The 26,085-nt window shown below is 72.9% G+C and carries 24 protein-coding genes; 5 read left to right on the forward strand and 19 right to left on the reverse strand.

From position 1 onward, the window contains the following. The first annotated feature begins 32 nt into the window (after positions 1–32). Positions 33–401, forward strand: a complete 369-nt coding sequence (locus ACQP2P_RS35375; RefSeq protein ID WP_433207543.1) for a PH domain-containing protein — start codon at positions 33–35, stop codon at positions 399–401. Positions 402–415: 14 nt separating this feature from the next. Continuing rightward, the gene (locus ACQP2P_RS35380) at positions 416–595 is read left to right on the forward strand and encodes a DUF4236 domain-containing protein (protein ID WP_433078112.1); all 180 of its coding nucleotides are present in this window, start codon (positions 416–418) and stop codon (positions 593–595) included. 69 nt (positions 596–664) lie between these two features. On the opposite strand, the gene ACQP2P_RS35385 is transcribed toward ACQP2P_RS35380, so the two are convergent. Together ACQP2P_RS35385 and ACQP2P_RS35390 are read right to left on the reverse strand one after the other, a co-directional pair. Next, complete coding sequence (locus tag ACQP2P_RS35385) at positions 665–1,054, reverse strand: ribonuclease domain-containing protein (protein ID WP_433608404.1); 390 nt, start codon at positions 1,052–1,054, stop codon at positions 665–667. A 39-nt stretch (positions 1,055–1,093) separates the two neighbouring features. Further along, positions 1,094–1,537, reverse strand: a complete 444-nt coding sequence (locus ACQP2P_RS35390; RefSeq protein WP_433608406.1) for a hypothetical protein — start codon at positions 1,535–1,537, stop codon at positions 1,094–1,096. Positions 1,538–1,621: 84 nt separating this feature from the next. Between ACQP2P_RS35390 and ACQP2P_RS35395 the strand changes: the two genes are divergently transcribed. The 3 genes from ACQP2P_RS35395 to ACQP2P_RS35405 are packed head-to-tail and all read left to right on the forward strand — an operon-like array spanning position 1,622 to position 3,563. Beyond that, entirely contained in the window at positions 1,622–1,990 is a 369-nt protein-coding gene (locus ACQP2P_RS35395; RefSeq protein ID WP_433608408.1) for a GntR family transcriptional regulator, read from the forward strand. Continuing rightward, positions 1,987–2,868: an ABC transporter ATP-binding protein gene (locus tag ACQP2P_RS35400; RefSeq protein ID WP_433608410.1), complete on the forward strand. Its 882-nt coding sequence runs from the start codon at positions 1,987–1,989 to the stop codon at positions 2,866–2,868. The genes ACQP2P_RS35395 and ACQP2P_RS35400 overlap by 4 nt, the downstream gene beginning before the upstream one ends. An 8-nt stretch (positions 2,869–2,876) precedes the next feature. Beyond that, positions 2,877–3,563 (forward strand): hypothetical protein, encoded by a 687-nt coding sequence (locus ACQP2P_RS35405; RefSeq protein WP_433608412.1) that lies wholly within the window; start codon positions 2,877–2,879, stop codon positions 3,561–3,563. Between the two features lie 438 nt (positions 3,564–4,001). Here the strand turns inward: ACQP2P_RS35405 and ACQP2P_RS35410 are convergent, their stop codons facing one another. The 17 genes from ACQP2P_RS35410 to ACQP2P_RS35490 all read right to left on the reverse strand — a co-directional run bounded on the left by ACQP2P_RS35410 (position 4,002) and on the right by ACQP2P_RS35490 (position 26,068). Continuing rightward, entirely contained in the window at positions 4,002–4,907 is a 906-nt protein-coding gene (locus ACQP2P_RS35410; RefSeq protein ID WP_433608414.1) for an NADP-dependent oxidoreductase, read from the reverse strand. Positions 4,908–5,312: 405 nt separating this feature from the next. Beyond that, a complete protein-coding gene (gene argH / locus ACQP2P_RS35415; protein ID WP_433608416.1) occupies positions 5,313–6,743 on the reverse strand; it encodes an argininosuccinate lyase in 1,431 nt (476 codons plus the stop codon). Positions 6,744–6,781: 38 nt separating this feature from the next. Beyond that, a complete protein-coding gene (argR, locus tag ACQP2P_RS35420) occupies positions 6,782–7,267 on the reverse strand; it encodes an arginine repressor (RefSeq protein WP_433608418.1) in 486 nt (161 codons plus the stop codon). After that, positions 7,264–8,205, reverse strand: coding sequence for an ornithine carbamoyltransferase (gene argF / locus ACQP2P_RS35425; protein ID WP_433608420.1), 942 nt, complete (start codon positions 8,203–8,205; stop codon positions 7,264–7,266). Before argF ends, argR begins: the two co-directional genes overlap by 4 nt. After that, on the reverse strand, positions 8,202–9,377 hold the full coding sequence (locus ACQP2P_RS35430; protein ID WP_433608422.1) for an acetylornithine transaminase: 1,176 nt from the start codon (positions 9,375–9,377) through the stop codon (positions 8,202–8,204). Before ACQP2P_RS35430 ends, argF begins: the two co-directional genes overlap by 4 nt. Then, entirely contained in the window at positions 9,374–10,270 is an 897-nt protein-coding gene (argB, locus tag ACQP2P_RS35435; RefSeq protein ID WP_433608424.1) for an acetylglutamate kinase, read from the reverse strand. The genes ACQP2P_RS35430 and argB overlap by 4 nt, the downstream gene beginning before the upstream one ends. Beyond that, positions 10,267–11,442, reverse strand: a complete 1,176-nt coding sequence (argJ, locus tag ACQP2P_RS35440) for a bifunctional glutamate N-acetyltransferase/amino-acid acetyltransferase ArgJ (protein ID WP_433608426.1) — start codon at positions 11,440–11,442, stop codon at positions 10,267–10,269. Before argJ ends, argB begins: the two co-directional genes overlap by 4 nt. Before the next feature lie 85 nt (positions 11,443–11,527). After that, positions 11,528–12,532, reverse strand: a complete 1,005-nt coding sequence (gene argC, locus ACQP2P_RS35445; RefSeq protein WP_433608428.1) for an N-acetyl-gamma-glutamyl-phosphate reductase — start codon at positions 12,530–12,532, stop codon at positions 11,528–11,530. Between the two features lie 46 nt (positions 12,533–12,578). Further along, positions 12,579–13,985 carry a hydrolase gene (locus ACQP2P_RS35450; RefSeq protein WP_433608430.1) on the reverse strand — a complete coding sequence of 469 codons (1,407 nt, stop codon included), beginning with the start codon at positions 13,983–13,985 and terminating at the stop codon, positions 12,579–12,581. Positions 13,986–14,072: 87 nt separating this feature from the next. After that, the gene (locus ACQP2P_RS35455; RefSeq protein ID WP_433608432.1) at positions 14,073–16,790 is read right to left on the reverse strand and encodes an AAA family ATPase; all 2,718 of its coding nucleotides are present in this window, start codon (positions 16,788–16,790) and stop codon (positions 14,073–14,075) included. An 86-nt stretch (positions 16,791–16,876) separates the two neighbouring features. Continuing rightward, positions 16,877–18,211 (reverse strand): hypothetical protein, encoded by a 1,335-nt coding sequence (locus ACQP2P_RS35460; protein ID WP_433608434.1) that lies wholly within the window; start codon positions 18,209–18,211, stop codon positions 16,877–16,879. A 57-nt stretch (positions 18,212–18,268) separates the two neighbouring features. Next, positions 18,269–19,294: an NAD-dependent epimerase/dehydratase family protein gene (locus tag ACQP2P_RS35465; protein ID WP_433608436.1), complete on the reverse strand. Its 1,026-nt coding sequence runs from the start codon at positions 19,292–19,294 to the stop codon at positions 18,269–18,271. A gap of 11 nt (positions 19,295–19,305) precedes the next feature. Next, positions 19,306–20,103, reverse strand: a complete 798-nt coding sequence (locus ACQP2P_RS35470) for a glycosyltransferase family 2 protein (protein WP_433608438.1) — start codon at positions 20,101–20,103, stop codon at positions 19,306–19,308. Continuing rightward, positions 20,100–21,311, reverse strand: a complete 1,212-nt coding sequence (locus ACQP2P_RS35475; protein WP_433608440.1) for a nucleotide sugar dehydrogenase — start codon at positions 21,309–21,311, stop codon at positions 20,100–20,102. The genes ACQP2P_RS35470 and ACQP2P_RS35475 overlap by 4 nt, the downstream gene beginning before the upstream one ends. A gap of 258 nt (positions 21,312–21,569) precedes the next feature. Then, positions 21,570–24,044: a phenylalanine--tRNA ligase subunit beta gene (pheT, locus tag ACQP2P_RS35480; RefSeq protein ID WP_433608442.1), complete on the reverse strand. Its 2,475-nt coding sequence runs from the start codon at positions 24,042–24,044 to the stop codon at positions 21,570–21,572. A 1-nt stretch (position 24,045) separates the two neighbouring features. Further along, positions 24,046–25,179 (reverse strand): phenylalanine--tRNA ligase subunit alpha, encoded by a 1,134-nt coding sequence (gene pheS, locus ACQP2P_RS35485; protein ID WP_433608444.1) that lies wholly within the window; start codon positions 25,177–25,179, stop codon positions 24,046–24,048. 130 nt (positions 25,180–25,309) lie between these two features. After that, the gene (locus tag ACQP2P_RS35490; RefSeq protein ID WP_433608446.1) at positions 25,310–26,068 is read right to left on the reverse strand and encodes a TrmH family RNA methyltransferase; all 759 of its coding nucleotides are present in this window, start codon (positions 26,066–26,068) and stop codon (positions 25,310–25,312) included. Between the last annotated feature and the right edge of the window lie 17 nt (positions 26,069–26,085).

Consider the following 26,085-nt stretch of genomic DNA (forward strand, 5'->3'; position numbering starts at 1 on the left):
GGCGGGTTGAAGCCGCCGACTATCTTGAGGTCATGGCGCAGCAGGCGAAATACGACCGTCGGGAACAGTACGAGCAGATCGCATCCGGACTGCTGCCGGGAGAGACCATCATCGCCGTCTACGACGCCGTCGGCGTGGGCACCGGCTTCATCGGCCTGACCGACAAGCGGGTCATCATGCAGGACCGCTCGTTCGTGGGCAAGCGGGTGGCGATCACGTCGATTCCCTACGGGAAGGTGACGGCCGTCTCCGTGGTGAGCAACAAGTCATGGGCGGGCAGCTTTTTCAGCAGCGGTACCATCGCCGTGCACGTCGGCACGCATACGTACGAAGTGGACGTTCGCGGCGTCGAGAAGACGCAGCACATCCACAACGTGATCCTGCATTACGCCGCCCGATAACGCCGGAGGACGAGTTGCCGATCCTGTTCCGCAAGGCCTTGCGCATCGGCCCGCTGGTGCTGAACTTCACGCCCAAGGGCTTCTCCTCCTGGAGCATCAAGATCGGGAAGTGGTCGTGGAACTCGCGCACGCGCGCCCACCGCTACGACCTGCCCGGCCCCTTCTCGTGGCGCAGCAAGGGCAAGCGGAGCTGAGCTTCCCGCTCCCTCCGATCGTCGTGGGTGCGGCCTTCACGGACCGCACCCACCCCCTTCCTGGCCCCCCTACAGGCGGTAGAAGTCCGTGTAGTGGTTCGGGGAGTACCAGGTGACCCCGGTGCTGCGGTTGATGATGATGCGCTTCGCGTCGCGCGCCGCGCCCTTGTTGCGGGCGATCACGTCGTACTCGTAGTAGGTCGCGCCCGAGGGCAGCTCACCCTCGCGGTTGTAGTACTGGCCACCGGCGTAGTTGTACTTGCCGTAGGGCCAGGCGTACCAGGCCCGCGTGGTCGGGAAGCCCAGGCTCGCCCACCCCGAGCGGGCCGTGCGCGCCTCGGCGCAGCCCGAGATGGTGCACGAGGAGTAGACCGACGCGTCGGCGGCGGTCGCCGGCGCGACGAGCAACCCGGTCAGCAGGACGATGGCCACGGCGAGACGGCTCAGCATCTTCGTCATGGCCGACATCGTCGCTCGTAAATGTCGGCGCGCGGTAGATTACTTGTGAACAGGGACCGCCGCGATATGTACCGACGCCACCGGCAGCGACCGCGGGTCCACGCTCCACTGCGCGGCCGTGCGGAACACGTCCTGCTCGTCGATGAGCGCGTCCTCGTCGGAGACGGTCACGTCCGCGCCGTCGGCCCGCGCCCAGCGGTGCATGACCAGGCTGCGGTCGGTCGCGAAGTACTGCACCTCGGCCCCGAGCCGCATCGACAGCGCCGCGATGCCGTTCCAGCCGAACAGCCACTTCCCCGCCACCAGGCACCACTTGTCCACGACCGCGACCACCACCCGGTCGTCGGTGAAGTGCGCGAGGTCGAGACCGGTGCGCGGCTCGACCTCCCCCAGGTCGCGCAGTTCCAGCGCGTCCATCACATCCGCCGGCTCGGCCGCCACCGCCAGCCACGCCATCTTCGGCCCGAAGCCCACTGTCGTCATGTCAGCAACATAGCGCTTGACATCGCGGTTCGTCGGTTGCATGGTTAGTTACATGAGTAATGAACCAACGAACATGGGTGACTGATGGAGGAAGGGCGGCCGATCTTCCTGCAGATCGCGGAGCAGATCGAAACCTCGATCATCGACGGCAGCCTGCCCGAGGAGTCCCAGGTGCCCTCGACGAACGAGCTCGCCGCCTTCCACCGCATCAACCCGGCCACCGCCGCCAAGGGCGTCAACCAGCTCGTCGACGACGGCACCCTCTACAAGAAGCGAGGCATCGGGATGTTCGTCTCCCCCGGCGCGCAGACCCGGCTGCGGCAGCGCCGCCGGGACCAGTTCGCGGAGCAGTACGTCGAGCCCCTGCTCGCCGAGGCGGCGAAGCTCGGCATCGACGGCCACGAGCTCACGTCCATGATCGAGCAGCACCTCGCGAAGGGGATGCACCGATGAGCGCGATGGTGCGCGCCGAGGGCCTGACCAAGCGCTTCCATGGCGTCGCCGCCCTCGACGGGGTCGGCTTCGAGCTGCGGCGCAACGGCATCTACGGGCTGCTGGGCCGCAACGGCGCCGGCAAAACCACCCTCATGCAGGTCCTCACCGGCCAGCAGATCCCCTCCTCGGGCACCCTCGAGGTGCTCGGCGGCCGGCCCTACGAGAACGCGAAGGTCCTCGCCGGGATCGCGTTCGTGAAGGAGAGCCAGCGGTACCCGGACAACTTCCGCGTCCGCGACGCGCTCGCGGCCGGACGGCTGCTGTTCCCGCACTGGGACGAGCCCTTCGCCCGCGCCCTCGTGCACGACTTCGGCCTGCCGGAGCGGCGCGTGGTCAAGAAGCTCTCCCGCGGCCAGCTCTCCGCCCTCGGCGTGACCCTGGGCCTGGCCGCGCGCGCTCCCCTGACCTTCTTCGACGAGCCGTACCTCGGCCTGGACGCGGTCGCCCGGCAGCTCTTCTACGACCGCCTGCTCGCCGACTACGCGCAGTTCCCGCGCACGGTCGTGCTCTCCACCCACCTCATCGACGAGGTCAGCGACCTGATCGAGCACGTGCTGCTCCTCGAGCGCGGCCGCCTGGTGCTCGACGAGAGCGCCGAGTCCCTGCGCGGCCAGGTCATGACCCTGACCGGCCCGGCCGGCGCCGTCGACACCCTGACCGCCAACGCCGACGAACTGCACCGCGAGCGCCTCGGCCCGCTGACCCGCGCCACGATCCGCGGCCGGGTCGAGGCGAACGAGGCCCGCGCCGCCGGCGTCGAGCTCCAGGCCGTGTCGCTGCAGCAGCTGGTCGTCCGCATCACCACCGCCACCGCCGCCAAGGAGCCCGCGTCGTGAACCGCATCGTGTCAGTCGCACGCCTGCACGCCCTCGGCCGCCGCGACGCGCTGGTGTGGCCGGTCGCCATCCTCGCCATCGCCTTCACCGTGAACGTCGTCATGTTCGCCGCCATCCCCTCCGACGCCATGGGGGCCGACCCGGTCACGGGCGCCCTGGCGAGCATCTACGTCGCGGCGCTGGCCTTCGGCGCCGTGGCCGTGAACCAGCACTTCCCGTTCGCCCTGGGCCTGAGCGTGACCCGCCGCGAGTTCGTCGCGGGCCTGAGCCTCTTCGGCCTCGTCCAGGTCGTCGTGTACTCCACCCTCCTCGTCATCCTGCAGTCCATCGAGCACGCGACCGGCGGCTGGGGCATGCGCCTGCACTTCTTCGGCCTCGGCTTCGTCGACCGGCACTCGATCCCGGTGCAGTTCCTCGTCTACGCCGTGCCCATGCTCGCGATGACCCTGGCCGGCACGACGGCCGGCGCCCTGTACCTGCGCTGGCGCGCCACCGGCCTGCTCAGCGCCGTGACCGTGCTGATGCTCCTGTTCGGCGGCACCGCGGCCCTGATCGGCCACTACGAGGCGTGGCCGGCGGTCGGCCACTGGCTGACGCACACGAGCGTGGTCGCGCTCGCGGTGGGATGGCCCCTGCTGCTCGTGCTGCTCCTGGCCGGCGGCTCCTGGCTGGCCCTGCGCCGCGCGACGCCCTGATCGCCCGGCCCCGCCCCGGCTCAAGCCACCGCGAAGGCGCCGCACGGAAAGCCTGCGCACGGAGAAAGCCGGCGCATGGAAGGCCGGCACACAAGAAGGCCGGTGTGCGGAAGACCGGTGCACAAGAAAGCCGGCCCACGGAAGGAGCCGGCGCGTGGAAGGCCGGCGCGCGAAAGACCGGTGCACAAGAAAGCCGGCCCACGGAAGAAGCCGGCGCACGGAAGGCCGGTGCACAGGAACGTGGGCGCGTGGAAAAGCCGACGTGCGGAAAGCGCCCAGAAAAACGCGCGGAAAGTCGACCCTGGGCCACGCGGAAAGCCAGGCCCACGCCGCGCAGAGACGGCCCCGCATCGCGCGAAAACGCCAAAACCCCGAAAAGTCCGACACTTCGTGATCGGACTTTTCGGATTTATACCCTGACGGGGGGATCCGCCGGTATCAGGGGCGGAGGATCAGCTTGCCCGTCGTGTGGCCGGCCTCGCCCAGCTCGTGCGCCGCGGCCGCCTCGGCCAGCGGGAACACGCGGTCGACGAGCACCCGGATCTCCCGCTCCAGCGCGTGCCCGGCCAGCACGTCCAGGCCCGCCCGGTCCGGCTCGACCAGCATGAGCACGCCCTCGACGTCGGTGACGGCCCGCTCGTCCTCGCCGTTGAGGGCCACCACCAGCCCCTCGGGGCGCAGGGTCGCGGCCAGCTCGGGGATCTGGCCGGGCACGGTGGCCACGGCGACGTCGATGTCCCGCAGCGCCGAGTAGTCCTCGGTGTGGTGGTCGAGCACCTCGTCGGCGCCGAGCGAGCGGACCAGGTCGTGCTTGGCGGCGGAGGCGGTGCCGATGACGTAGGCCCCGCGCAGCTTGGCCAGCTGCACCGCCAGGTGTCCGACACCGCCGGCCGCGGCCGGGATCAGGACCCGCTGGCCGGGCAGGACGACGGCGGTCTCGTACAGGACCTGCAGCGCCGTCAGGCCCGCGAGGGCCAGGCCGCCGGCCTCCTCGAACGTGAGGCCGGGCGGCTTGCTGGCGAAGTGGCGGGCGGGGCCGGTCACGTACTGCGCATAGGCCCCCGCCTCCCGCGGGAACCACGGCAGGCCGAAGACCTCGTCGCCGACCGCGAAGCGCGTGACGCCGGGGCCGGTCGCGGCGACCACCCCGGCGACCTCCCAGCCGACGGTGAACGGTGGCTCGCCGAGGGAGCCGCCGGTCGTCCGCGTCTTCCAGTCGACCGGGTTCACGCCGATCGCGCGGGTCTCGACCAGAATCTCGGTCGGCCCGGGCACCGGCACGTCCGCCTCGACGACCCGGAGCACCTCCGGCCCCCCGAGCACGTCCTGCGCGATCTTCAACATGCCCGAATTGTCCCAAATATCCGGGAACCCCACGGGCGATTCGCCACAGCGGACGCGTTCCGACCCGGCCGCCCGCCGCAGCGAGAGCGGGAACGGCCCGAGCCAACCGCTCGCCGCAGCGAAAGCGGAAGCGGAAGCGGAAGCGGTCCGAGCCGGCCACCCGCCGCAGCACGAGCGGAAACGGAAGCGGAAGCGGTCCGAGCCGGCCACCCGCCGCAGCACGAGCGGAAACGGAAGCGGAAGCGGCCCGAGCCGGCCAGCCGCCGCAGCACGAGCGGGGGCGGAAGCGGCCCGAGCCGGCCACCCGCCGCAGCACGAGCGGAAACGGAAGCGGCCCAAGCCGGCCACCCGCCGCAGCGGGTGCGGGCGATGACGGCCGCACCCGCGCAGCAAGACCCCGCGACCTCAGTCGCGCGGGATGACCTGCTCCCCGGACCAGTCGCGCCAGCGGTCCAGCTTGTCCGCGGCCACCGCGAGCTGGTCGGAGACCGGCCCGGGCCCGGTCGAGCCGGGCGTGATCCGGGCCGCGAGCGCGCCGTGCACCGAGAAGACCTCACGCACGGCCGGCGTCAGGTGCGGGCTCACCGTCTGCAGGTCCTCGTCGCTCACCTCGTCCAGCCCGACCTCGCGCGCCGCGGCGATGACGACGAGCTTCCCGGTGATCTCGTGCGCCTCCCGGAACGGCACGCCCTGGCGGACGAGCCACTCGGCGACCTCGGTGGCGAGGGTGTAGCCGACCGGGGCCTGCGCCGCGAGCCGGTCCACCCGCACCGTCATGGTCGAGATCATGCCGGCCAGCGCGGGCAGGACGAGCTCGAGCGTGTCGACGGCGTCGAAGACGGGCTCCTTGTCCTCCTGCAGGTCGCGGTCGTAGGCGAGGGCCAGGCCCTTCAGCATCGTCAGCACGCCCGTGAGGTGCCCGACGAGCCGGCCCGACTTGCCCCGGGCGAGCTCGGCGATGTCCGGGTTCTTCTTCTGCGGCATGATCGACGAGCCGGTCGCGAACGCGTCGTCGAGCTGCACCCAGCCGAAGTTCGGCGTCGTCCACAGCACCACCTCCTCGCCGAGGCGGGACAGGTGCACGCCGGTGAGCGCGGCCACGAAGAGGAACTCGGCGACGAAGTCGCGGTCGGCGACGGCGTCGATGGAGTTGGGCGCGGCGTGGTCGAAGCCGAGCTCCTTGGCCACCTGGGTCGGGTCGAGCGGCAGCGACGAGCCCGCGAGCGCGCCGGCGCCGAGCGGGCTCACCGAGGAGCGGGTGTCCCAGTCGCGCAGCCGGTCGAGGTCGCGCAGCAGCGCCTGGACGTGGGCGAGCAGCTGGTGGCCGAACGAGATCGGCTGGGCCGGCTGCAGGTGGGTGAAGCCGGGCGCGGGCGTGTCGACGTGGCGGGCCGCCTGCTCCATGAGCGCGTCGGCGAGCTCGACGATGCGGGAGGCGACGCCGCGGGCGTGGTCGCGCAGGTAGAGCCGCAGGTCGGTGGCGACCTGGTCGTTGCGCGAACGGCCGGCCCGCAGCTTCCCGCCGAGCGTGCCGAGGCGCTCGAGCAGGCCGCGCTCGAGCGCGGTGTGCACGTCCTCGTCGTCGACCGTCGGGCGGAAGTCGCCGGCCGCGCAGGCGGACTCGAGGTCGTCGAGGGCGGCGAGCATGCGGCCGAGCTCGTCGGCGTCCAGCAGCCCGGCGCGGGCCAGGACCCGGGCGTGGGCGCGGGAGCCGGCGATGTCGTACGGGGCGAGGCGCCAGTCGAACTGCACGCTCACGGACAGGCGCGCCAGGGCCTCGGCGGGGCCACCGGCGAAGCGCCCGCCCCAGAGGCGGGTAGGAGTTTCAGAAGACACGCGACGATCCTTCCATAGGGCGTGATCACCCTGACGAGCTAACCGAGCTGAGCCCACTCACTGAGCTTGGCGGCGAGGACCTCGCCGGCGCCGGACGGGTTGGGCGCCTCGCGGGCGACGACCAGGATGGTGTCGTCGCCCGCGATGGTCCCCACGATGTCGGGCAGGCCGGTGCGGTCGATCGCGCTGGCCAGGAACTGCGCGGCCCCGGGCGGGGTGCGCAGCACGACGAGGTTGCCGGAGCAGTCGACGCCGGTGAGCAGCTCGCGCAGCAGCCGGACGAGCCGCGTCGGCGCCTCCTCGGCCGGGCGCAGGGCCCGCTCACCGTCCTCGGGGATGAGGTACGCCCCGCGCACCTTCACCGCCCGCAGCTCCTCCAGGTCGCGCGAGAGCGTCGCCTGGGTCACCTGGAACCCGGCCCCGGCCAGCAGCTCCGCGAGCTCGGTCTGCGAGTGCACCGCCGAGGCGCGGATGAGCGCGGAGATGCGGTCCAGGCGTGCGGCCTTCGTCGTGGGCGCGCTCATCGTCGCTCGACCGGCAACCGCTCGATCAACGACGGCTCGATCAGGAACGACAGGAGCGCCTTCTGGGCGTGCAGGCGGTTCTCGGCCTCGTCCCAGATCGCCGACTGCGGGCCGTCCATCACCGCCGACGTGATCTCGTCGCCGCGATGGGCCGGCAGGCAGTGCAGCACGATCGCGGTGCCGGGGGCGTTCGCGAGCAGCGCCTCGTTGATCTGGTACGGCAGGAAGGGCGTCCGCCGGTCGAGCCCGTCGCCCTCCTGCCCCATCGAGACCCACGTGTCGGCCACGACCACGTCGGCGCCCTTCACGGCCTCGGCCGCGTCCGGCACCATCTCCACGACGCCCCGGGCGCGCGCATCGGCCAGCACGGCCGCGTCGGGCTCGAACCCGGCCGGTCCCGAGAGCCGCACCCGCATCCCGGCCAGGGTGCCGGCGAGCGCGTACGAGTGCGCCATGTTGTTCGCGGTGTCGCCGAGGTACGTCATGGTCAGCCCTTCGGTTCTGCCGAAGCGCTCACGCACGGTCTGCAGGTCGGCCAGCAGCTGGCAGGGGTGGAACCCGTCGGTCAGCGCGTTCACGACCGGCACGGTGGCCCCGGCCGCGAGCTCGCCGACCCGCGCGTCGGAGTCGGAGCGGATGACGATCGCGTCGACGTAGCGGGACAGGACCCGGGCCGCGTCGCCGATGCTCTCGCCGCGGCCGAAGTGCGTCGTCGTCGCGTCGATGATGAGCGGGGTGCCGCCGAGCTGAGTGATGCCGACCTCGAACGAGACCCGGGTGCGCAGCGACGGCTTCTCGAAGATGACCGCCACGGACTTGGCCGCCAGCGGCGTGAAGCCGGTGCGGTCGGCCTTCATCGCCGCCGCGAGCTCGAGCACCCCGAGCTGCTCGGCCGCGCTCAGGTCGTCGTCGCGCAGGAAGTGCCGCAGGGCGCTCATGAGGGCCGCACCGCCTCGAGGGCCGGGCCGAGCGCGGCCACGAACGCGTCCGCCTGCTCGTCGCTCAGGATCAGCGGCGGGGCGATGCGCAGCACGTCGGGCTGGGCGGCCTGGGCCAGGAAGCCGGCGTCGCGCATGACCCCGGCGAGCGCGCCGGCGGCCGGGCCGCGCAGCACGATGCCGAGCAGCAGGCCGGCGCCGCGCACGTGGTCGACGAGCGGGTGGCCGAGCGCCTCGACGCCCCGGCGGATGCGCTCGCCGAGCCGCTTGGCCGCGGCGAGCAGGTCGTCGCGCTCGATGGTGTCGAGCACGGCGAGGGCGGCGGCGCAGCAGACCGGGTTGCCGCCGAACGTGGAGGCGTGCATGCCCGGCCCGAGCAGCGCGGCGGCGTCGTCGAAGGCCATCATGGCGCCGAGCGGCAGGCCGCCGCCGAGGCCCTTGGCGAGGGTGACGACGTCGGGGCGCACGCCCTCGGCCTGGTGGGCGAACCAGTAGCCGGTGCGCCCGATGCCCGTCTGCACCTCGTCGAGGGCGAGCAGGGCGCCGTGGGCGGTGGTCAGCTCGCGGGCGGCGGTGAGATAGCCGGCGGGCGGTACGACCACCCCCGACTCGCCCTGGATCGGCTCCAGGAGCACCATCGCGGTCGCGTCGTCGACGACGGCGGCGAGGGCCTCGGCGTCGCCGTAGGGCACGTGGACGACCTCGCCGGGCAGCGGCAGGAACGGCTGCTGCTTCGCCGGCTGCCCGGTCAGTGCCAGGGCGCCCATGGTCCGGCCGTGGAAGCCGGCCTGGGCCGCGACGATCTTCGTGCGCCCGGTGCGCCGGGAGAGCTTGAACGCGGCCTCGTTGGCCTCGGCGCCGGAGTTGCCGAAGAACACCGTGCCGGGGCGGCCGGCCAGGGCGAGCAGGCGCTCGGCGAGGGCGACGACGGGCGGCGAGGCGTAGAGGTTGGACACGTGCCCGAGGGTCGCGATCTGCCCGGAGACCGCGGCGACGATCGCCGGGTGACCGTGGCCGAGCAGGTTGACCGCGATGCCGCCGAGGAAGTCCACATAGGAGCGACCGGCCTCGTCCACGACGACCGCGCCGCTGCCGCTGACGAGTCCCAGCGACGGCGGGCCGTACGTGTTCATCACCGACGACTCGAACCGCGAAACCAACGCCCCGGTCATTGCCCCACCACCATCGTCCCGAACCCTTCCGACGTGAACACTTCCAGCAGCAGCGAGTGCGGCACCCGCCCGTCGACGATGTGCGCGGCCGGCACCCCGCCCTTGACCGCCCGCAGGCAGGCCTCCATCTTCGGCACCATCCCCGCCTCCAGCGTGGGCAGCAGCTCCGCGAGCTCGTCGGCGGTCAGCTGCGAGATGAGCGACGACGGGTCCGGGTAGTTGCGGTACAGGCCCTCGACATCGGTGAGGACCACGAGCTTGCGCGCCTGCAGCGCGATGGCCAGCGCGCCGGCCGCGGTGTCGGCGTTGAGGTTGTGCAGCACCCCGTCGCTGTCGGGCGCGACCGTCGAGACGACCGGGATGCGCCCGGCCGCGATGAGGTCGGCGACGGCGGAGATGTTGACCCGCTCGACGTCGCCGACCTGGCCGATGTCCACGGGCGAGCCGTCGACGATCGCGGGGCGGCGCACGGCGGTGAACAGCCCGGCGTCCTCGCCCGACATGCCGACCGCGTGCGGGCCGTGCTCGTTGATGAGCCCGACGAGCTCGCGGCCGACCTGGCCGACGAGCACCATCCGCACCACGTCGGCGGTCTCCGGGGTGGTGACGCGCAGGCCGCCCTTGAACTCGCTGGCGATCCCGAGCCGCTTGAGCATGGCGGAGATCTGCGGTCCGCCGCCGTGCACGACGACCGGCTTGAGCCCGACGTGGCGCAGGAACACCATGTCGGCCGCGAACGCCCGCTTGAGCTCGTTGTCGACCATCGCGTTGCCGCCGTACTTCACCACGACGGTCGCCCCGGAGAACCGCTCCAGCCACGGCAGCGCCTCGATCAGCGTGTTGGCCTTGCCCAGCGCGATGCCGAGGTCGCGCCCGTTCATCCGCCCGCTCATGAGGAGTACGCCGAGTTCTCGTGGACGTAGCCCATGGAGAGGTCGTTCGTCCAGATGGTCGCGGCCTCGGGCCCGGCGTGCAGGTCCACCGTGACGGTGACCGCCCGGCCGGAGAGGTCCACCTTGGACCGCTCCTCCCCGGCGGCCCCGCGCCTGCAGATCCACACCCCGTTGATGGCCACGTCGACCTCGTCGGGCTCGAAGGCGGCGGCCGTGGTGCCGATGGCGGCGAGGATGCGGCCCCAGTTCGGGTCGTTGCCGAAGAACGCGGTCTTCACGAGGTTGTTGCGGGCGATGGAGCGGCCCACCTCGACCGCGTCGGCGGCGCAGGCGGCCCCGGTGACCTTGATGGCGATCTCCTTGGTGGCGCCCTCGGCGTCGGCGATGAGCTGCCGGGCCAGCTCGGCGCAGACCGCGGTGACCGCCTCGGCCAGCTCGTGCGGGGTCGGCTCGATGCGGGATGCGCCGCTGGCCATGAGCAGCACCGTGTCGTTGGTGGACATGCAGCCGTCGGAGTCGATGCGGTCGAAGGTGACCGCGGTCGCCAGGCGCAGGGCGGTGTCCAGGGTGGTCGCGTCGGCGACGGCGTCGGTGGTGAGCACCACGAGCATCGTGGCCAGGCCGGGCGCGAGCATGCCGGCGCCCTTGGCCATGCCGCCGACGGTGAAGCCCTGTCCACTGTGGACGGCGGTCTTCGGCACCGTGTCGGTGGTCATGATGGCCTGGGCCGCGTCCGCCCCGCCGTCGCGGGACAGCGCGCGGGCGGCCGCGTCGACCCCGGCGAGCAGCTTCGGCATCGGCAGGCGCTCGCCGATGAGGCCGGTCGAGCAGACCGCGACGTCGCCGGCGCCGACCGGGAAGCGCGAGGCCCGCCCGGACAGCACGGCCGCGGTGTGCTCGGCGGTGGCGTGGGTGTCCTGGAAGCCGGCCGGGCCGGTGCAGGCGTTGGCGCCGCCGGAGTTGAGGATCACGGCCCGCACGATGCCGGCCTTGAGCACCTGCTGGCTCCACAGCACCGGGGCGGCCTTGATGCGGTTGCCGGTGAACACGGCGGCGGCGGTGGTGTCGGGTCCGTCGTTGACGACGAGCGCCACGTCGAGCGCGCCGGCCGTCGCCTTGATCCCCGCGGCGACACCCGAGGCCCGGAACCCCTTCGGCGCGGTCACGGTCACGCCGTCACCTCCGCTTCGCTCCGGCGCCGACGCGAGTCATAGCTCTGTCCATGGTGAGCGGCCCCTCCGCTGCGCTCCGGACCGCTCACGGCGCGATCCCGTCGACGGCAAGGCCCGCGGTCTCGGGCAGGCCCAGCATGATGTTCGCGTTCTGCACGGCCTGACCGGCCGCCCCCTTGACCAGGTTGTCGGTGGCCGAGACGACGACGATGCGGCCGCTGTCCACGTCGAGCGTGGCCTGCAGGTGCGCGGAGTTGGAGCCGAAGGTGGCGCCGGTCTGCGGCCACTGCCCCTCGGGCAGCACGTGCACGAACGCCTCGCCCTCGTAGGCGGCGGCCAGCACGTCCCTCGGGTCGCCGTCGCCGAGCCGCTTGGCGGTGATCGTGGCCAGGATGCCGCGCGGCATCGGCGCGAGCAGCGGGGTCATCGACAGCGACCGGGCCCCGCTGGCCTGCTTGATCTCGGGGACGTGCTGGTGGGCGCCCACCTTGTAGGGCGACATCGACCCCATCACCTCGGAGCCGAGCAGGTGCTGCTTGGCCGAGCGGCCCGCGCCGGAGGTGCCGGAGGCGGCGACCACGACCACGTCCTCGGGGTCGGCGAGCCCGGCCGCGATGAGCGGCGCCAGGGCCAGGACGGTGGTGACGGCGTAGCAGCCGGTGTTGGCGACCCGGGTGGAGGCGGCGATCCGGGCCCGCTGGCCGGGCAGCTCGGGCAGGCCGTAGGTCCAGGTGCCGGCGTGCGGCCCCGGGTAGTACTTCGTCCAGCCGGCCGCGTCCTCGAGCCGGAAGTCGGCGCCGAGGTCGACGATCTTCACGTCCTCGGGCAGCTGCGCGGCCACGGCCGCGGACTCGCCGTGCGGCAGGGCGAGGAAGACCAGGTCGGCGTCGGCGAGCGCGGCCGCCTCGGTCTTGGCCAGCACGACGTCGCGGAAGGATCGCACGTGCGGGTGGACGCTCCCGATGGTCGATCCGGCCTGCGCGAACCCGGTGGCGGCGGCGAGCTCGAGGTGCGGGTGACCGGCGATGAGCCGCAACAGCTCACCGCCGGCGTAGCCCGAGGCCCCCGCAACGGCGACACGTATTCCCATGCGCTCGACTGTATCGCTATGCAAGGGCCTGTTTCAAGGAGATACCTCAGGCACCCTTCAGGCTCAGGTCGTCGAGCAGGAACGACGTCGCCACCTTGCTGCCCTCCACCCCGGTGAATGTGATCTTCACCGAGCCGGTGGCGTTCACGGTGAGTGTCTTCTGCTGATACGCCGTGGAGCCGTCCACGTTCGAGTAGGTCGCGAGCGTGGTGGACCCGGCGGTCACCGTGAGCTTGTCATATGCGGTCGTGCCGGTCTCGTCGGTGTCGACGCGCAGCCAGAAGCTCAGCGTCGCCCGGGTGCAGCCGGAGGGGATCGTCACCGTCTGCGACAGCGTGTCGGTGTGCGCGGCGCCGTAGCCGTCCAGCCACGCCTTCCACGACCCGGAGTGCGCGGGCAGCGACGTGTCGTTGGACACGACGCCCGAGGTCGCCGTCCAGGGGCTCGCCGAGCCCGTCTCGAACCCGGCGTTGCCGAACAGCTCGGACGACGAGCACGAGCCGCCGCCCGGCGTCGTGGGCGGCGGGGTGGACGTGCCCGAGCCGGCCAGCCACGCCGTGGCGTTGAGCGCCAGGGCGGCATTGGTACCGGCGGTGTCGTTCCACCCGTCGTAGAGCGTGTTGCCCGACTGCCCGGTGCCGTCGTCGATCGGTGAGCTGTCGCCCCACACCGCGACCCGGCCCGCGCCGAACGTCGAGGTGGTGAAGAACGCGCCGGTCGTGCCGCCGGGCGTGAACCCGCCGCGGTAGACGAGCCCCTTCACCGAGGCGTTGTCCGCCGGGTGCAGGGTCTGCGTGCTGCCGTTGCGGATGATGCTGCCCCGCACCTTGCCGAACGGGCCGTTGATGACCGGGTCCGTGCCGCTGGTGATGGCGGCCGGGTTCTCGGTGCCGATGTTGTTCACGTCGATGCTGAAGCCGAACGGGTCGGTGTTGTCGACGCCGTTGTTGCTCAGCAGGTCGTTGCCGATGCGCACCGAGTCCCAGCCGTCGTTGTTGCGGTCGCTGGCGGTGTGGTCGACGATCAGGAAGAACCCGCCGCCGGCCTGGATGAACCGCATGATCGCGGTCTTCTCGGCGGCGCTGAGCGGCGCGTTGGGCTCGGGCATCACGAACTCGTCGAAGTTCTTGAGGTCCAGCGCGCCCGACCCGCCGTAGGTGATGGTGTTCCCGGCGGGCAGGGTCTTGAGGCTGTACTGCCCGGTGCGCTGCAACGCCACGCCCCACGACGACAGGGCGCCCGTCCAGGACGTCTCGCTCGACGGGTTCGCGTTCTGGTTCAGGGGGTCGGGCTGGGCGGTGCTGATGATCCAGTCGGCGTTCCCGGCGGTCTCGGCCTTGGAGTTGTCGAACAGGACGCGGTGCACGGCGGCGGCCTGGGATTCGGCCGCCCCGGCCAGGTAGGTGACGCCCGCCGTCATGAGCGCGACGGCGAGCAACGCACGCTTCAACACTGCATACCTCCGGTGGAAGGAATCGGAGGCAGTCTATGTGCGCGATCGCCGGGCGCGGATGAACGCGCGGGTAAGGATAGGGCCGCCCTACTCCGGATCGAGGAAACGTGCCAGCTGGGAGCGGTTGCGCACATTCAGCCGGCGGTACAGCCGCGTCAGGTTGGCCTCGACCGCCTTGATCGACAGGAACAGCGCGCGGGCGATCTCGCGGTTCGTGGCGCCCGAGCGCACCAGCTCGACGATCCGCCGCTCGGTCTCGCTCAGCCCGGCGCCCCGGCCGCCGTCGAGCCGGGCCAGGTCGGCCGCGGCGACCTCGCGCCACGGGTGGGCGTCGGCGGCGGCGTAGCGGCGGACCGCCTCGGACAGCGCGGCGCGGGCGGCCCCGCGGCGGTGGGCGCGGCGCTCGAGCCCGCCGAGCGTGTAGTAGGCGCGGGCGGTCTCGAGCGGGTACGGGTGGTCGGGCCACTCCTCGATCGCCCGGTGCAGGGCCTCGGCCCCCTCGCGGGCCTCGCCGGTCGCGGCGGTGAGCACGGCCCGGGCCCGGGCCAGGCCCAGGAAGACCACCCGGCGGTCCAGGTGCCGGGCCCGCTGCTCGACCTCGGCCAGCACCTCGGCGGCCTCGGCCCGCGCGCCGGCGCCGACGAGGGCCTCGACGAAGTCCGCGTGCCAGGGCAGGACGCCCGGGTCGAGCCGGCCGAGGCGCTGGTCGAGCGCGTAGGCCTCGCGCATCGCCTCGGCGGCGGCCACCGGGTCGCCGCGCAGCATGTGCACGAGGCCGCCGGTGGCGTAGGCGAGCTTGATCCAGTCCTCGTCCCCGGCGGCCAGGCAGGCCGCCAGCCCCTGGTCGGCGTAGCTCGCGGCGGTCGTGGCGGTGCCGCCGGCGTACTCCACCAGCGCCGCCACCAGGTACCCCGGCCCGGGCGTGGTCCCGACGTCGACGTAGAGCCGCACGCACTCCCGCCCGGCCGCGAGGGCGTCGGCGCAGCGCCCGGCCCGCCAGTAGATCCCCGCCACGGAGACGAGCACCGCGGCGAGGTTGCGCACGGTGCCGGCCCGCTCGACGGCGATGCGCAGCGCCTCGATGCGCCGCACCGCCTCGGCCGTCTCGCCCTTGAACAGCCGGCTCATCGCGGCCACCTGCCGGGCCGCGACCGTGGCCGGGGTGAGCGACAGGCCGCGGGCGAGCTTGCCGGCGCGCTCGAGGTATTCGTCGCCCTCGGTGCCGAGCAGGATGTTGCCCCGCCAGCTGAGCACCTCGACCAGCCGCTCCATGTCGCCGCAGAGCTCGGCGGCCTCCTCGGCCCGCTTGAGCTCGGCCAGGGCCGCCTCGCCGTCGCCGTCCCAGTAGGCCTTGATCCCCTTGTAGAGCCGCACGTGCGCGAGCAGGTCCGGGGTGTCGACGGCCTCCACGAACGCGGCGTCGAGCAGCGGGCCGGAGTTGGAGTGGTCCTCACCGGACATCTCGACGAGCAGCAGCCGCGCGCCGACCCGGGTGCGGCGGTCCGCCGCGTCGCGCAGGGCGGCGGCGGCGTGGCGGCGGGCGTCGGCGGGCGAGCCGGCCGAGTACGCGTACTGGGCCGCGCTCAGGCGCCGGACCGCCCCGACCCCGGGGGTGTCGCGGGGCGTGCGGTCGGCGGCGAGCGCGGCGAGGTCGGCGGCCATCGCCGGGGCGCCCCGCAGCCGGGCCGCCGAGGCGGCGTCGGCCAGGCACTCGGCCAGGCCCTCGTCGGGCTCGGGGCGGGCGGCGGCCAGGTGCCGGGCCCGGTCGACCGGGTCGGTCACGGTGTCGGCGAGCCGCTCGTGGGTCTCCCGGCGGGCGGCGACCGTCGCGTCGGCGTAGACCATCTCGCGCAGCAGCGGATGGGAGAACCGGATCGCGCCGTCCGGCTCGACGTGCAGGACACCGGAGGCGATCCCGGCCTCCACGTGCGCCTCGGCGAGCCCGCAGGCGCCGAGCAGCGCCAGGCTGGGCCGCGCCGCGGCGGCGATGACCAGCAGCGCGGGCCAGTCCTCGGCCGGCAGCGAGGCCAGGCGGGCGGCCAGCAGCTCGCGGAGCCGGTCGGGGACGGGCAGCGGGTCGGTGACGGGGAACGAGTTGCTGCCGATGGCCCGGCCGAGCTCCACGGCGTAGAGCGGGTTGCCGGCGCTCGCCTCGTAGATCCGCTGGACGTGGGCCCGGCCGGCCTCGGCGCCGAAGCGGGCCCGCAGCAGGTCGGCGACGTCGCTCTGGGGCAGCGGCGGGACCGGCAGGGTCGCGCTCGGCGGGGGGCACAGGTCGAGCCGGGTGGGCGCGCCGCCGTCGGGCACCCGCTCGGCCGCGAGCACCTTCACCGGGACCTCGCCGAGGCGGCGGGAGACGAACCGCAGCACCCCGGCGCTGGGCTCGTCGATCCACTGCACGTCGTCGAGGATGAGCAGCACCGGCCGCTCGGCGGCCAGGGCGCGGAAGAGTTCGAGCACGGCCAGGCGCACGGCGAGCTGGTCGTGCGGGGTGGCCGGCAGGGCGCTGCGCAGCAGGGCACCGTCCAGCGCCGCGCGCAGGTGCACCGGCAGCAGCTCGGACGCGTCCGGGGCGCCGTCGAAGAGGTCGACGAGCGCGAGGTAGGGCAGGTCCGCCTCGGCCTCGGCGGCCGCCGCGCGCAGCACCAGCGCCTCGGTCTCGGCCGCGGCGAGCGCGTCGAGGATGGTGGACTTGCCGATGCCCGCGGGGCCGCAGAGCACGACGCTGCCCCCCGCCGAGAGCCGCTCCCGGGCATGGCTCAGGAGATCGGCCCGGCCGATGGGCGCCGACGAGGTGCTCACCACGACGCCGAGTCTCTAACGAACGCCCGTTCGTCGCAACGGCGGGAGAACACGACGCCACACCGGGATGACGTCCGATCGACCGGTGATCAGCGCAGCCGGGCGCAGGGCAGCACCGCCTCCCAGCCCAGCACGGGCCACTGCGCGGTGTGCACGGTCACCCGCGTCAAACCCGGCCGGACAAGGCATTCCGCCCGCGCGCGGGCAACCGTCGCACCCCAGCGCGGGCTGTCGTCGCGGGGGCCCGCCGGGCGCAGGCCGGACGCCAGAACGACGGCGACAAGTGTCGCGAACACGACAAGTGGTGTGCGCGGGCTCACGCAACCCGGGAATCGCGCCGCGCGTTGGGCGCCGGCCGCGAGGCAGACCCCGGCGGCCAGGTTCGGCAGGCTGATGAGCACCAGGTAGCGGTCCTCGCCGAACCCGTGGGCGGACAGCTGCACGGCCCCGGCGAGCGCGGCGAACCCGGCCAGGACGGCGGCCAGGCGCAGCTCGCGGTACGCGCGCGACCACACCGCGACGGCCAGCAGCGCGGCGGGGATGAGCAGGCCGGCCGCGACCAGGGCCCGATGCCCCCACACGTCGTCGTAGGGCGGGGCGAGCCACACCGGGCCGAGGAACGAGCGGGGCACGCCCCAGCGCAGGTACATGGCCGCGACCGCGACCGGGTCGTGCTCGGGCCGCTCCCCGAGCCCCCGCCGCGTGGCCCCGGTGAGCAGCGGGACGAGCTGCAGCAGGGCGCCCGGCAGCAGGGCGAGGAGCTTCAGGAGCCAGGCCCGGCTTCGGTACCGCACGAGCCCGCCCAGCGCCACCGGGAGCAGTAGCACGCCGAGCATCGAGTTGAGCACGGCGAGCGCGGGCAGCCCGACGGTCAGCACGCCGGCCCGCCGCCGCAGCAGCATCCACAGCCCGGCGTACACGAGCGGGAACTGCAGCTGGGCGAGCGTGTTGGGCACGAACCCCATCGGCAGCGCCGCGGTGACCCCGATCACGGCGGCGGGGAACGCGTCCAGCCGCTCGCGGGCGGCCCGGTGCACGGCGAGGCCGAGCAGGCTCGTGATGACCGCGTCGAGCACGGCGTTCAGCGCGGCGGCCCACGCGACGGGGAACAGCGCGATGAGCGCCCAGCACACGCGCGCGACGACGTGGAAGTAGCCGTTGAAGGGCGTGAGGATCGCCTCGTACCAGGGCCGGTTCAGCGCGTCGGTGAGGAAGTTCTGCCCGTCCTCGGCCCAGATCGAGTCCAGCGCCCCCGGTGCCCGGGTCCGCGCCAGCCCGACGAGCGCGCCGAGGAGCCCGAAGATCGCCCAAGCGACATATTTATGCTGATAAGTCGGAAATATCCGGTGCTTGCGCCGAATATTTCGTTCGCCGTCGGACAAGTCGGGCTCGGGGGCCGGCTGCAGCACTTCGACCGTCGTCACACCTGCTCAACGAGAAAGGCCCCGCCGGGCGGCGGGGCCTTCCTGCGCAACCGCGGACTAGAGCCGGCCTTCCTTGACCGCCTCGGTCACCCACGGGATGACCTCGTCGAGCATCTCCTCGAGCGAGGTCGACGCCTCGAACCCGAGCACCTCGCGCGCCTTGGAGCAGTCCGGCACGCGCTTCTGCACGTCGTACTCGTAAGGGTCGTCGGAGACCACGTGCAGCGGCACGTCCGGGCCCTTGATCTTGCGCCAGATCACCTCGGCCAGCTGCAGCACCGTGGTCGACTCGGCGGTGGAGATGTTGAAGTCCTCGTTGCGCGCCGCGTCGGACTCCATGGCCGCGATGATGCCCTTGGCCAGGTCGCCGCCGTAGGTGTAGTGGCGCACCTGCTCGCCGGTGCCGAGGATGTGCAGCGGGTCCTGGCCCTTGATGATCTTCTGCACCAGGTCCGGCACCACGTGCGACATGGCCAGCTTCACGTTGCCCGAGAGGACCTCGACCTCGCCCAGCGCGCGGCCCTCGCCGACGCCGACGCAGTTGAACGGCCGCACGATCGTGTAGGGCAGCTTGTACTGGTCCCACGCCGCCTTCGCGTAGTACTCGACGGCGAGCTTCTGAAACCCGTAGGAGGACAGCGGCGGCGGGATCTTGCGCTCGTCGCCCTCCTTGGACGGCCAGTGCGTCGTGGACTCGAAGACCATCGAGGACGACAGGTAGGTCATCTTCCGCAGCGACCCGCTCTGGTGCGCCTTGATCGCGGCGTCGCACGACGAGGCCATGATCCGCTCGTTGGCCGCGAGCAGGTCGTAGGCGTAGGCGTGGAAGTACGAGATACCGCCGATGAGCGCCGCGCCGGCGATGAAGTGCTCACAGCCGTCGAGCAGCTCGGTCACCAGGTCGGCGTCGCGGGCGTCGCCCTCGACGAAGCGGTAGTCCGGGTGCGAGTCGTAGCTGCGCGTCACCGGCCCGTACTTCGAGTAGTTGTCCAGGCCGACGACCTGGTAGCCGCGGGCGAGCAGCTCCTCGACGACATATCCACCGATGAAGCCGGCCGAGCCGGTCACCAGGACCTTTGCCACAAAAACTCCTTCTAGCTCTGGATTGCGGACGAGCTCTCACGGGCGGCCTGCGCGTCGTCGCGCGCGGCCGTGGAAGCCGGGCGCTTGGCCAGCTTCTCCATCGTCAGTCTGGGTCCGAAGGCGAACCAGTACCACTTGAGGTAGCTCGGCATGAAGCGCCCGACGTCGAACCGGGACTCGCCGAGCTGCCGGTCGAGCCAGATCGTCGGGATCTCCGCGACGGGCAGCCCGAGCCGGGTCGCCTTCGCGGTGAGCTCGATGCCGATCTCGAAGCCGGTCTTGGACTCGATGCCGACCTTGCGCACGAACTCGGTCGAATACGCCTTGAAGCTGTTCGTCGCGTCCCTGGTGCCGACGCGCGCGAACCAGTGCAGGGTGCGCCCGGCGTTGCGGGACAGGAACCGCTTGAAGCGCGGCCCGCCGACCTGCTGCCCGCCCGGCATGTAGCGCGAGGCGGCCGCGACCACGACCCCCCGGTCGACGAGCCGCGCGAGGTCCTCGATCTGGCGCGGGTCGTCCGAGCCGTCGGCCATGGTGACCACGGCCACGGGCGCGCTGGCCACGTCGATGCCGAAGCGGATCGCGTTGGCCGGGCCGCGGCCGTAGGTGTTGAGCACCGGCCGCACCCGCGGGTCACGCGCGTGGAACTCCTCGGCGAAGGGCACCGTCGTGTCCTCGGGCATGTCGTGCACCACGAGGATCTCCGCCGGCATCATCACCTCGCGGAGGATGCGCTCCAGGCAGCGGACGATCGCCTCGCCCTCGTTGTAGACCGGGATGACCACAGAGATCTGTGGCGCCAAGCTCATATACGCACGCCCTTGTTCGTCACGCCCCACATGTCCGCAACCGGGATTTCGGTCTGCAGGTCACGGTACTCCGGGTGAGGAGCGGCGATGATGAGCAGGTCCGAGCGCGTGAGCACCTCGTCGAGGGGCACGAACCGGTCGTCCTTGACGTAGGGGTCGGTGCAGAGGGTCTCCTTCGCCCGCAGCATCACGACCTTGCGCAGCTTGTACGCCAGCGACTCGCGGATGTCGTCGCTGCCGCCCTTGAACGCCATGCCGAGGATGCCGACCGTCATCTCCGACAGCTCGAAGCGCTCCTGCAGCTTCGACACCACGTAGAGCGGCAGGCCCTCGTTGATGAGCATCGCGCTGTGGCCGAGCACGAAGTTGTTGTTGTTGAACGCCGCCAGCTGCATCGTGTCCTTGAGCAGGCACGGGCCGGCCGCGAAGCCGGCGCCGGGCATGTCCTGGGCGCGCGGGTACTGGAAGCGGATCGCGTGCCGGATGCGCTCGAAGTCCAGGCCGAAGTCGTTGGACATCATCCAGAACTGGTTGGCCGCGGCGAACTTGATGTAGCGCCACGTGTTCGTGAAGAGCTTGGCGAGCTCCGCCTCCTCCGGTTCCAGCACCACGATCTGGCTGGCCAGGTTGCGGAAGAGCTTCTCGGCCCGCTCGGTCGCCTCGGGCGTGCGGGCGGCGACGATCTGCGGCAGCTCGAACAGCTCGGTCATCGCCTTGCCCTCGGCGATGCGCTCGGGGCAGAACGCGACGTCCACGTCGACGCCCAGCTTCTTGACGAGCTTCTCGGTGAGCGCGGTCACGCCCGGGTGCACGGTGCTGCGCAGCACGATGAGCTGGCCGTCGCGCAGGTATTCCGCGCAGCGCTCGATCGCCTTGGGCACGGCCGCGATGTTGGGGTTGAGGTGCTCGTCGACCGGCGTGCCCACGATCACCACGAGGTGCTCGGCGGTGGCCACGGTGCTCGGGTCGGTGCTCGCCGTGAGCCGGCCGTCGGCGACCGCCCGGGCCAGCGGCTCCGCGGCGCCCTCCTCGTCGAAGGGGAGATGGCCGCCGTTGACCACGGCGACCGCGGCCTCGTTGATGTCATACAGGGTCACCCGCAGGCCGCGGGAGGCGAGCGCGATGCCGAGGGGAAGCCCCACCCGGCCGCAGCCGCCGATCACCACGACGTCGGTGGTGAACCCCGCCGATGCACTGACGTCTGACACGCACTGCCCCTTCAGGACGGAATGGTCACCGATAGATGCGCGCCGCGAGGTGCGCTAGGCGCCGTGACCGTACCATCTCCGGCCGCCACCGGCCTGGTCGCACAGGTCACGCAGCGTTCGATGATAGCCAGCTGTGACGGCGGCCACATCGCGGGGAAATGGCCGCCGTCACACGCTCCGCGCTGCTGGGGGACCGGGTGCCCGGGCCCCGCCCCGGTTCGGTCGTGGCGAAACGTCACCGAACCGGGGCGGGCGGCATCACGCTCCGCGCAGGACCGCGCCGAAGCGCTCGGCCGCGACCGCCACGGCCGCGTCGCGCGCGGCCAGGGCCTCCTCGCCGGTGAGCGTGCGGTCCGGCGCGCGGAAGGTCAGCTTGTAGGCCAGGGACTTGCGGCCCTCGCCCAGCTGCGCCCCCGAGTACACGTCGAAGAGCCGCACCGACTCCAGCATCGGGCCCGCGCCCTCGGCCAGGGCCGCCTCGACCTCGCCCGCCGCGGTGTCCGCGCCGACCACGACGGCCACGTCGATCAGCGCCGTGGGGAACGTCGAGAGCCGGGGCGCGATCCACACGCCCGGGATCGGCAGCGCGTCGAGGTCGATCTCCATGGCGACGGTGCGCCGCGGCAGGTCGAGGTCCGCGCAGACCGCCGGGTGCAGCTCGCCCGCGTGCCCGACGACGGTGTCGCCGACGAGCAGCGCCGCGCAGCGCCCCGGGTGCCACGGCGCCTCGGCCGCGGCCCGCACGGTCAGCTCGACGCCGGCCGCGGCCGCCACGACCTTCGCCGACTCGACCGCGTCGGCCCAGTCCGCCGCCCGGCCCCCGCCCCACCAGCCGGCCGGGTCGGCCTCGCCGGCGATGACGGTCGCCACGTGCCACGGCTGGCGCGGCAGCAGCGCCTCGACGGCCGCGAACTCCTCGGCGCTCGGCGGCCCGTCGACGCCGGGCGCGGGGAAGACCGCGAGCGGGCCGTCGGGGCGGAAGACCGTCCCGATCTCGAACAGCGCGACGTCGCGCAGCCCCCGGCCGAGGTTGCGGCGCAGGGCGGCCAGCAGCGGCGGGAGCAGCGTGGTGCGCAGCCCGGGCTCCTCGTCGGAGAGCGGGTTGCGCAGCAGCAGGGCGTTGCGCCGCTCGTCGTCGGCCGGGATGCGCATCGCGTCGAGGGCCGCCTCGCCGACGAACGGCCAGCACAGCGACTCGACGTAGCCGGCGTCGGCCAGCGCCCGCCCGACCGTGCGCCGGCGCCGCTGGGTCGCGGTGAGCCCGCGCCCGGGCGGCGCGATCGGCAGGACGCTCGGGATGCGGTCGTACCCGTCGAGGCGCAGCACCTCCTCGGCGAGGTCGGCCGGGTCGTTGAGGTCGTGCCGCCAGGTCGGCGGGGTGACGGTGAGCAGGTCGCCGTCCGCGACCACCTGGGTGCCGATCATCGCGAGGATCTCCAGGACCCGCTCCGGCGAGTAGTCGACGCCGGCCAGCTGCGAGGGGCGCTGGACGGTCATCGTGACCGGCTGCGGCGGGACGACCGCGTAGACGTCGGTGACGCCGGTGGAGATGGTGCCGCCGCCGTGCTCGGCCAGCAGCGCCGCCGCCCGGGCGCAGGCCGCCGCGGTGATCTGCGGGTCGACGCCGCGCTCGTAGCGCTTGCCGGCCTCGCTGGGCAGCTTGTGCCGGCGGATGGTGCGGGCGACCGAGCGCGGGTCCCAGTGCGCGGCCTCGAGGAGCACGTCGACCGTGCCGGGCGAGACCTCGGTGGTCGTGCCGCCCATGACGGCGGCGAGCGAGACCACGCCGGTGCTGTCGGCGATGACGATGTCCTCGGGGTCGAGCACGCGGTTCACGCCGTCGAGCGTGGTGAGCTTCTCCCCCGCCCGCGCGCGCCGCACGACGAGCGGCCCGGTGAGCCGCCCGAGGTCCCAGGCGTGCATCGGCTGGCCCATCTCGATCATCACGTAGTTGGTGATGTCGACCGGCAGCGAGATGGAGCGGATGCCGGCCGTGGCCAGGCGCGTCCTGATCCACTGCGGGGTGGGCGCGGCCGGGTCGACGCCGCGCACGGCCACGGCGGTGAACCGGTCGCAGGCCACGCTGTCGAGGACCTCGATCGGGTACGCCTCGCTGCCGTCGCCCTCCAGCGGCACCACGGCCGCGACCGGGTCGCGGTAGGCGCCGCCGAGGGAGTGCGACAGCTCGCGGGCGATGCCGCGCACGGAGAAGCAGTACCCGCGGTCCGGGGTGATGTTGATCTCGACCACGACGTCGTCGAGCCCGACGATCGGCCGCGCCTCGTCGCCCGGCTTCGCCGAATCAGCCGCGAGCACGATGATCCCGTCGTGGTCGTCGCTGACCCCGAGCTCCTGGCCGGAGCAGATCATGCCGTTGGAGACGTGGCCGTAGGTCTTGCGCGCGGAGATGGCGAAGCCGCCGGGCAGCACGGCGCCGGGCAGCGCGACGACGACCAGGTCGCCCTCGGCGAAGTTGCGGGCGCCGCAGATGATGCCCTGGGGCTGCTCGTTGCCGACGTCGACCAGGCAGAAGCGGATCGGCTTCTTGAGCCCGGTGAGCTCCTCGATGCTCTCGACCCGGCCCACCACCAGCGGCCCGGTCACGCTCGCGGCCGCGTCGGTCAGCTCCTCGACCTCCAGGCCGACCTTGACCAGGGCCTTCTCCAGCCCGTCGCCGTCGAGGTCGGCCGGCAGGTCGACGTGCTCGCGCAGCCAGGAAAGCGAAACGCGCACCTCAGGCCTCCCATCCGAACGCCCGCGCGTACCGCACGTCGCCCTCCACCATGTCCCGCATGTCGCCGGCCTCGTTGCGGAACATCAGCGCCCGCTCGATGCCCATGCCGAACGCGAAGCCGGAGTACTCCTCCGGGTCGATGCCGCAGGCGCGCAGCACCCGCGGGTTCACCATGCCGCAGCCGCCCCACTCGACCCAGCGGGGGCCGTCGCGGTGCTGCGGGAACCACAGGTCGATCTCGGCGCCCGGCTCGACGAACGGGAAGTACGACGGGCGCAGCCGCGTGCGGGCCTGGTCGCCGAAGAGGCCCTTGACGAAGTTGTCGAGGGTGCCCTTGAGGTGGCCCATCGTGATGCCCTTGTCCACGACCAGGCCCTCGACCTGGTGGAAGACCGGGGTGTGGGTCGCGTCGAGCTCGTCGGTGCGGTAGGTGCGGCCCGGGCAGACGATGTAGATGGGCGGCTTGCGGCTCGTCATCGTGCGCGCCTGCACCGGCGAGGTGTGGGTGCGCAGCACGACCCGCGAGTCCTCCGCACTATCGCCGCCCGCGGGCCGCGGCTGCGCCGACGGGGCCTGTGACGCTCCGTGCGGCGCGCCGGCCTTCACGAAGAACGTGTCCATCATCGAGCGCGCCGGGTGGTCCGGGTGCATGTTGAGGGCGTCGAAGTTGTACCACTCCCACTCGACCTCGGGCCCCTCGGCGACCTCGTAGCCCATGCTCACGAACAGGTCCCCGACCCGCTCCATGATCTTGGTCAGCGGGTGCTGGGCGCCGCTCGGGCGACGGCCGGTCGGCAGCGTGACGTCCACGGCCTCCTCGACCAGGACCCGCTCCTCGCGCTCGGCGGTGAGGACCGCGAGCCGGGCGTCGAACGCGCCCTGGACGGCGACGCGGGCCAGGTTGACGCGCTTGCCGGCGTCGGCCTTGGCGGCCGGGGGCAGTGAGCCGATCTCGCGGCGGGCCAGCGAGACCGGGGCGCGGTCGCCCAGGTGCTGGTGCTTGAGCGCGGCGAGCGCGTCGAGGTCGCCCGCTCCGGCGAACGCCTTGTCGGCCGCGGCGACCGCGTCGTCGAGCGCGCTCTGGTCGAGCAGCGCGGCCTGTTTCGGATCGTACGGATCATTGCGGTACGTCATCGGACTCTTCCCACGGGAGATTGGCCTCGGACAGTGTAGTGAGGGGTCCGCCCGCCGGTCGTGGGAAGGTGTCAGGAGGTGGTGCGCCCCGTCCGCCCACCGTCACCGGCGGGCCGCATAAACAGAGACATCACCGCACGCTCCTCATCGCTTTCGCGGAAGAGTACAAGCATACCGCCGCGGCCGCCGCCAGATTCAGGCTCTCGGCGCCGCCGTAGAGGGGCACCCGCACCCGCCGGTCGGCCTCGAGGTCCTTGGGCAGGCCGTGCGCCTCGGAGCCGAAGAGCCAGGCGGTGGGCCGGTCGAGGGTGTCGAGGTCGAAGAGGTCGGCGTCGCCGTAGCCGTCGGCCGCGAGGACCTGGATGCCGGCCGCGCGCAGGGCGGCGACGGTGGCGGTGGTGTCGCGGGCGCGCACGACGTCGACGTGGAAGAGGCTGCCGGCGCTCGAGCGCACGGCCTTGCCGTTGTAGGGGTCGACGGAGTCGCCGGCGAAGACGACGGCCCGGGCTCCGGCCGCGTCGGCGGTGCGCAGGACGGTGCCGGCGTTGCCGGGGTCGCGGATGTCGACGCACACGGCCACGAGCCGCGGGCGGGCGGCGAGGGCGGCGTCGAGCGGGACGTCGCGCTGCCGGCAGACGGCCACGAGGCCCTGGGGCTGCACGGTGTCGGCGAGCGCCGCGAGCGCGGCGTCATCGACCAGCGAGGCGGACCACTGCGGATACCGGGCGGCGGCCTCGGCGGTCGCGAAGAGCTCGGTCACCACGCCGGCCCTGACCGCCTCGCGGACGGCCTGGGGGCCCTCGGCGAGGAAGCGGCCGGTCTCGTCGCGGTCCCGGCGGCGGTGCAGGCGCCGGGCAGCGACGACCCGGGGCGTTCGAACGGTGAACACCCCGGGTCGCGACCGAT

Origin of the sequence: Dactylosporangium sp. CA-139114, assembly GCF_050955725.1 — a bacterium.
GTDB lineage: Bacteria > Actinomycetota > Actinomycetes > Mycobacteriales > Micromonosporaceae > Dactylosporangium.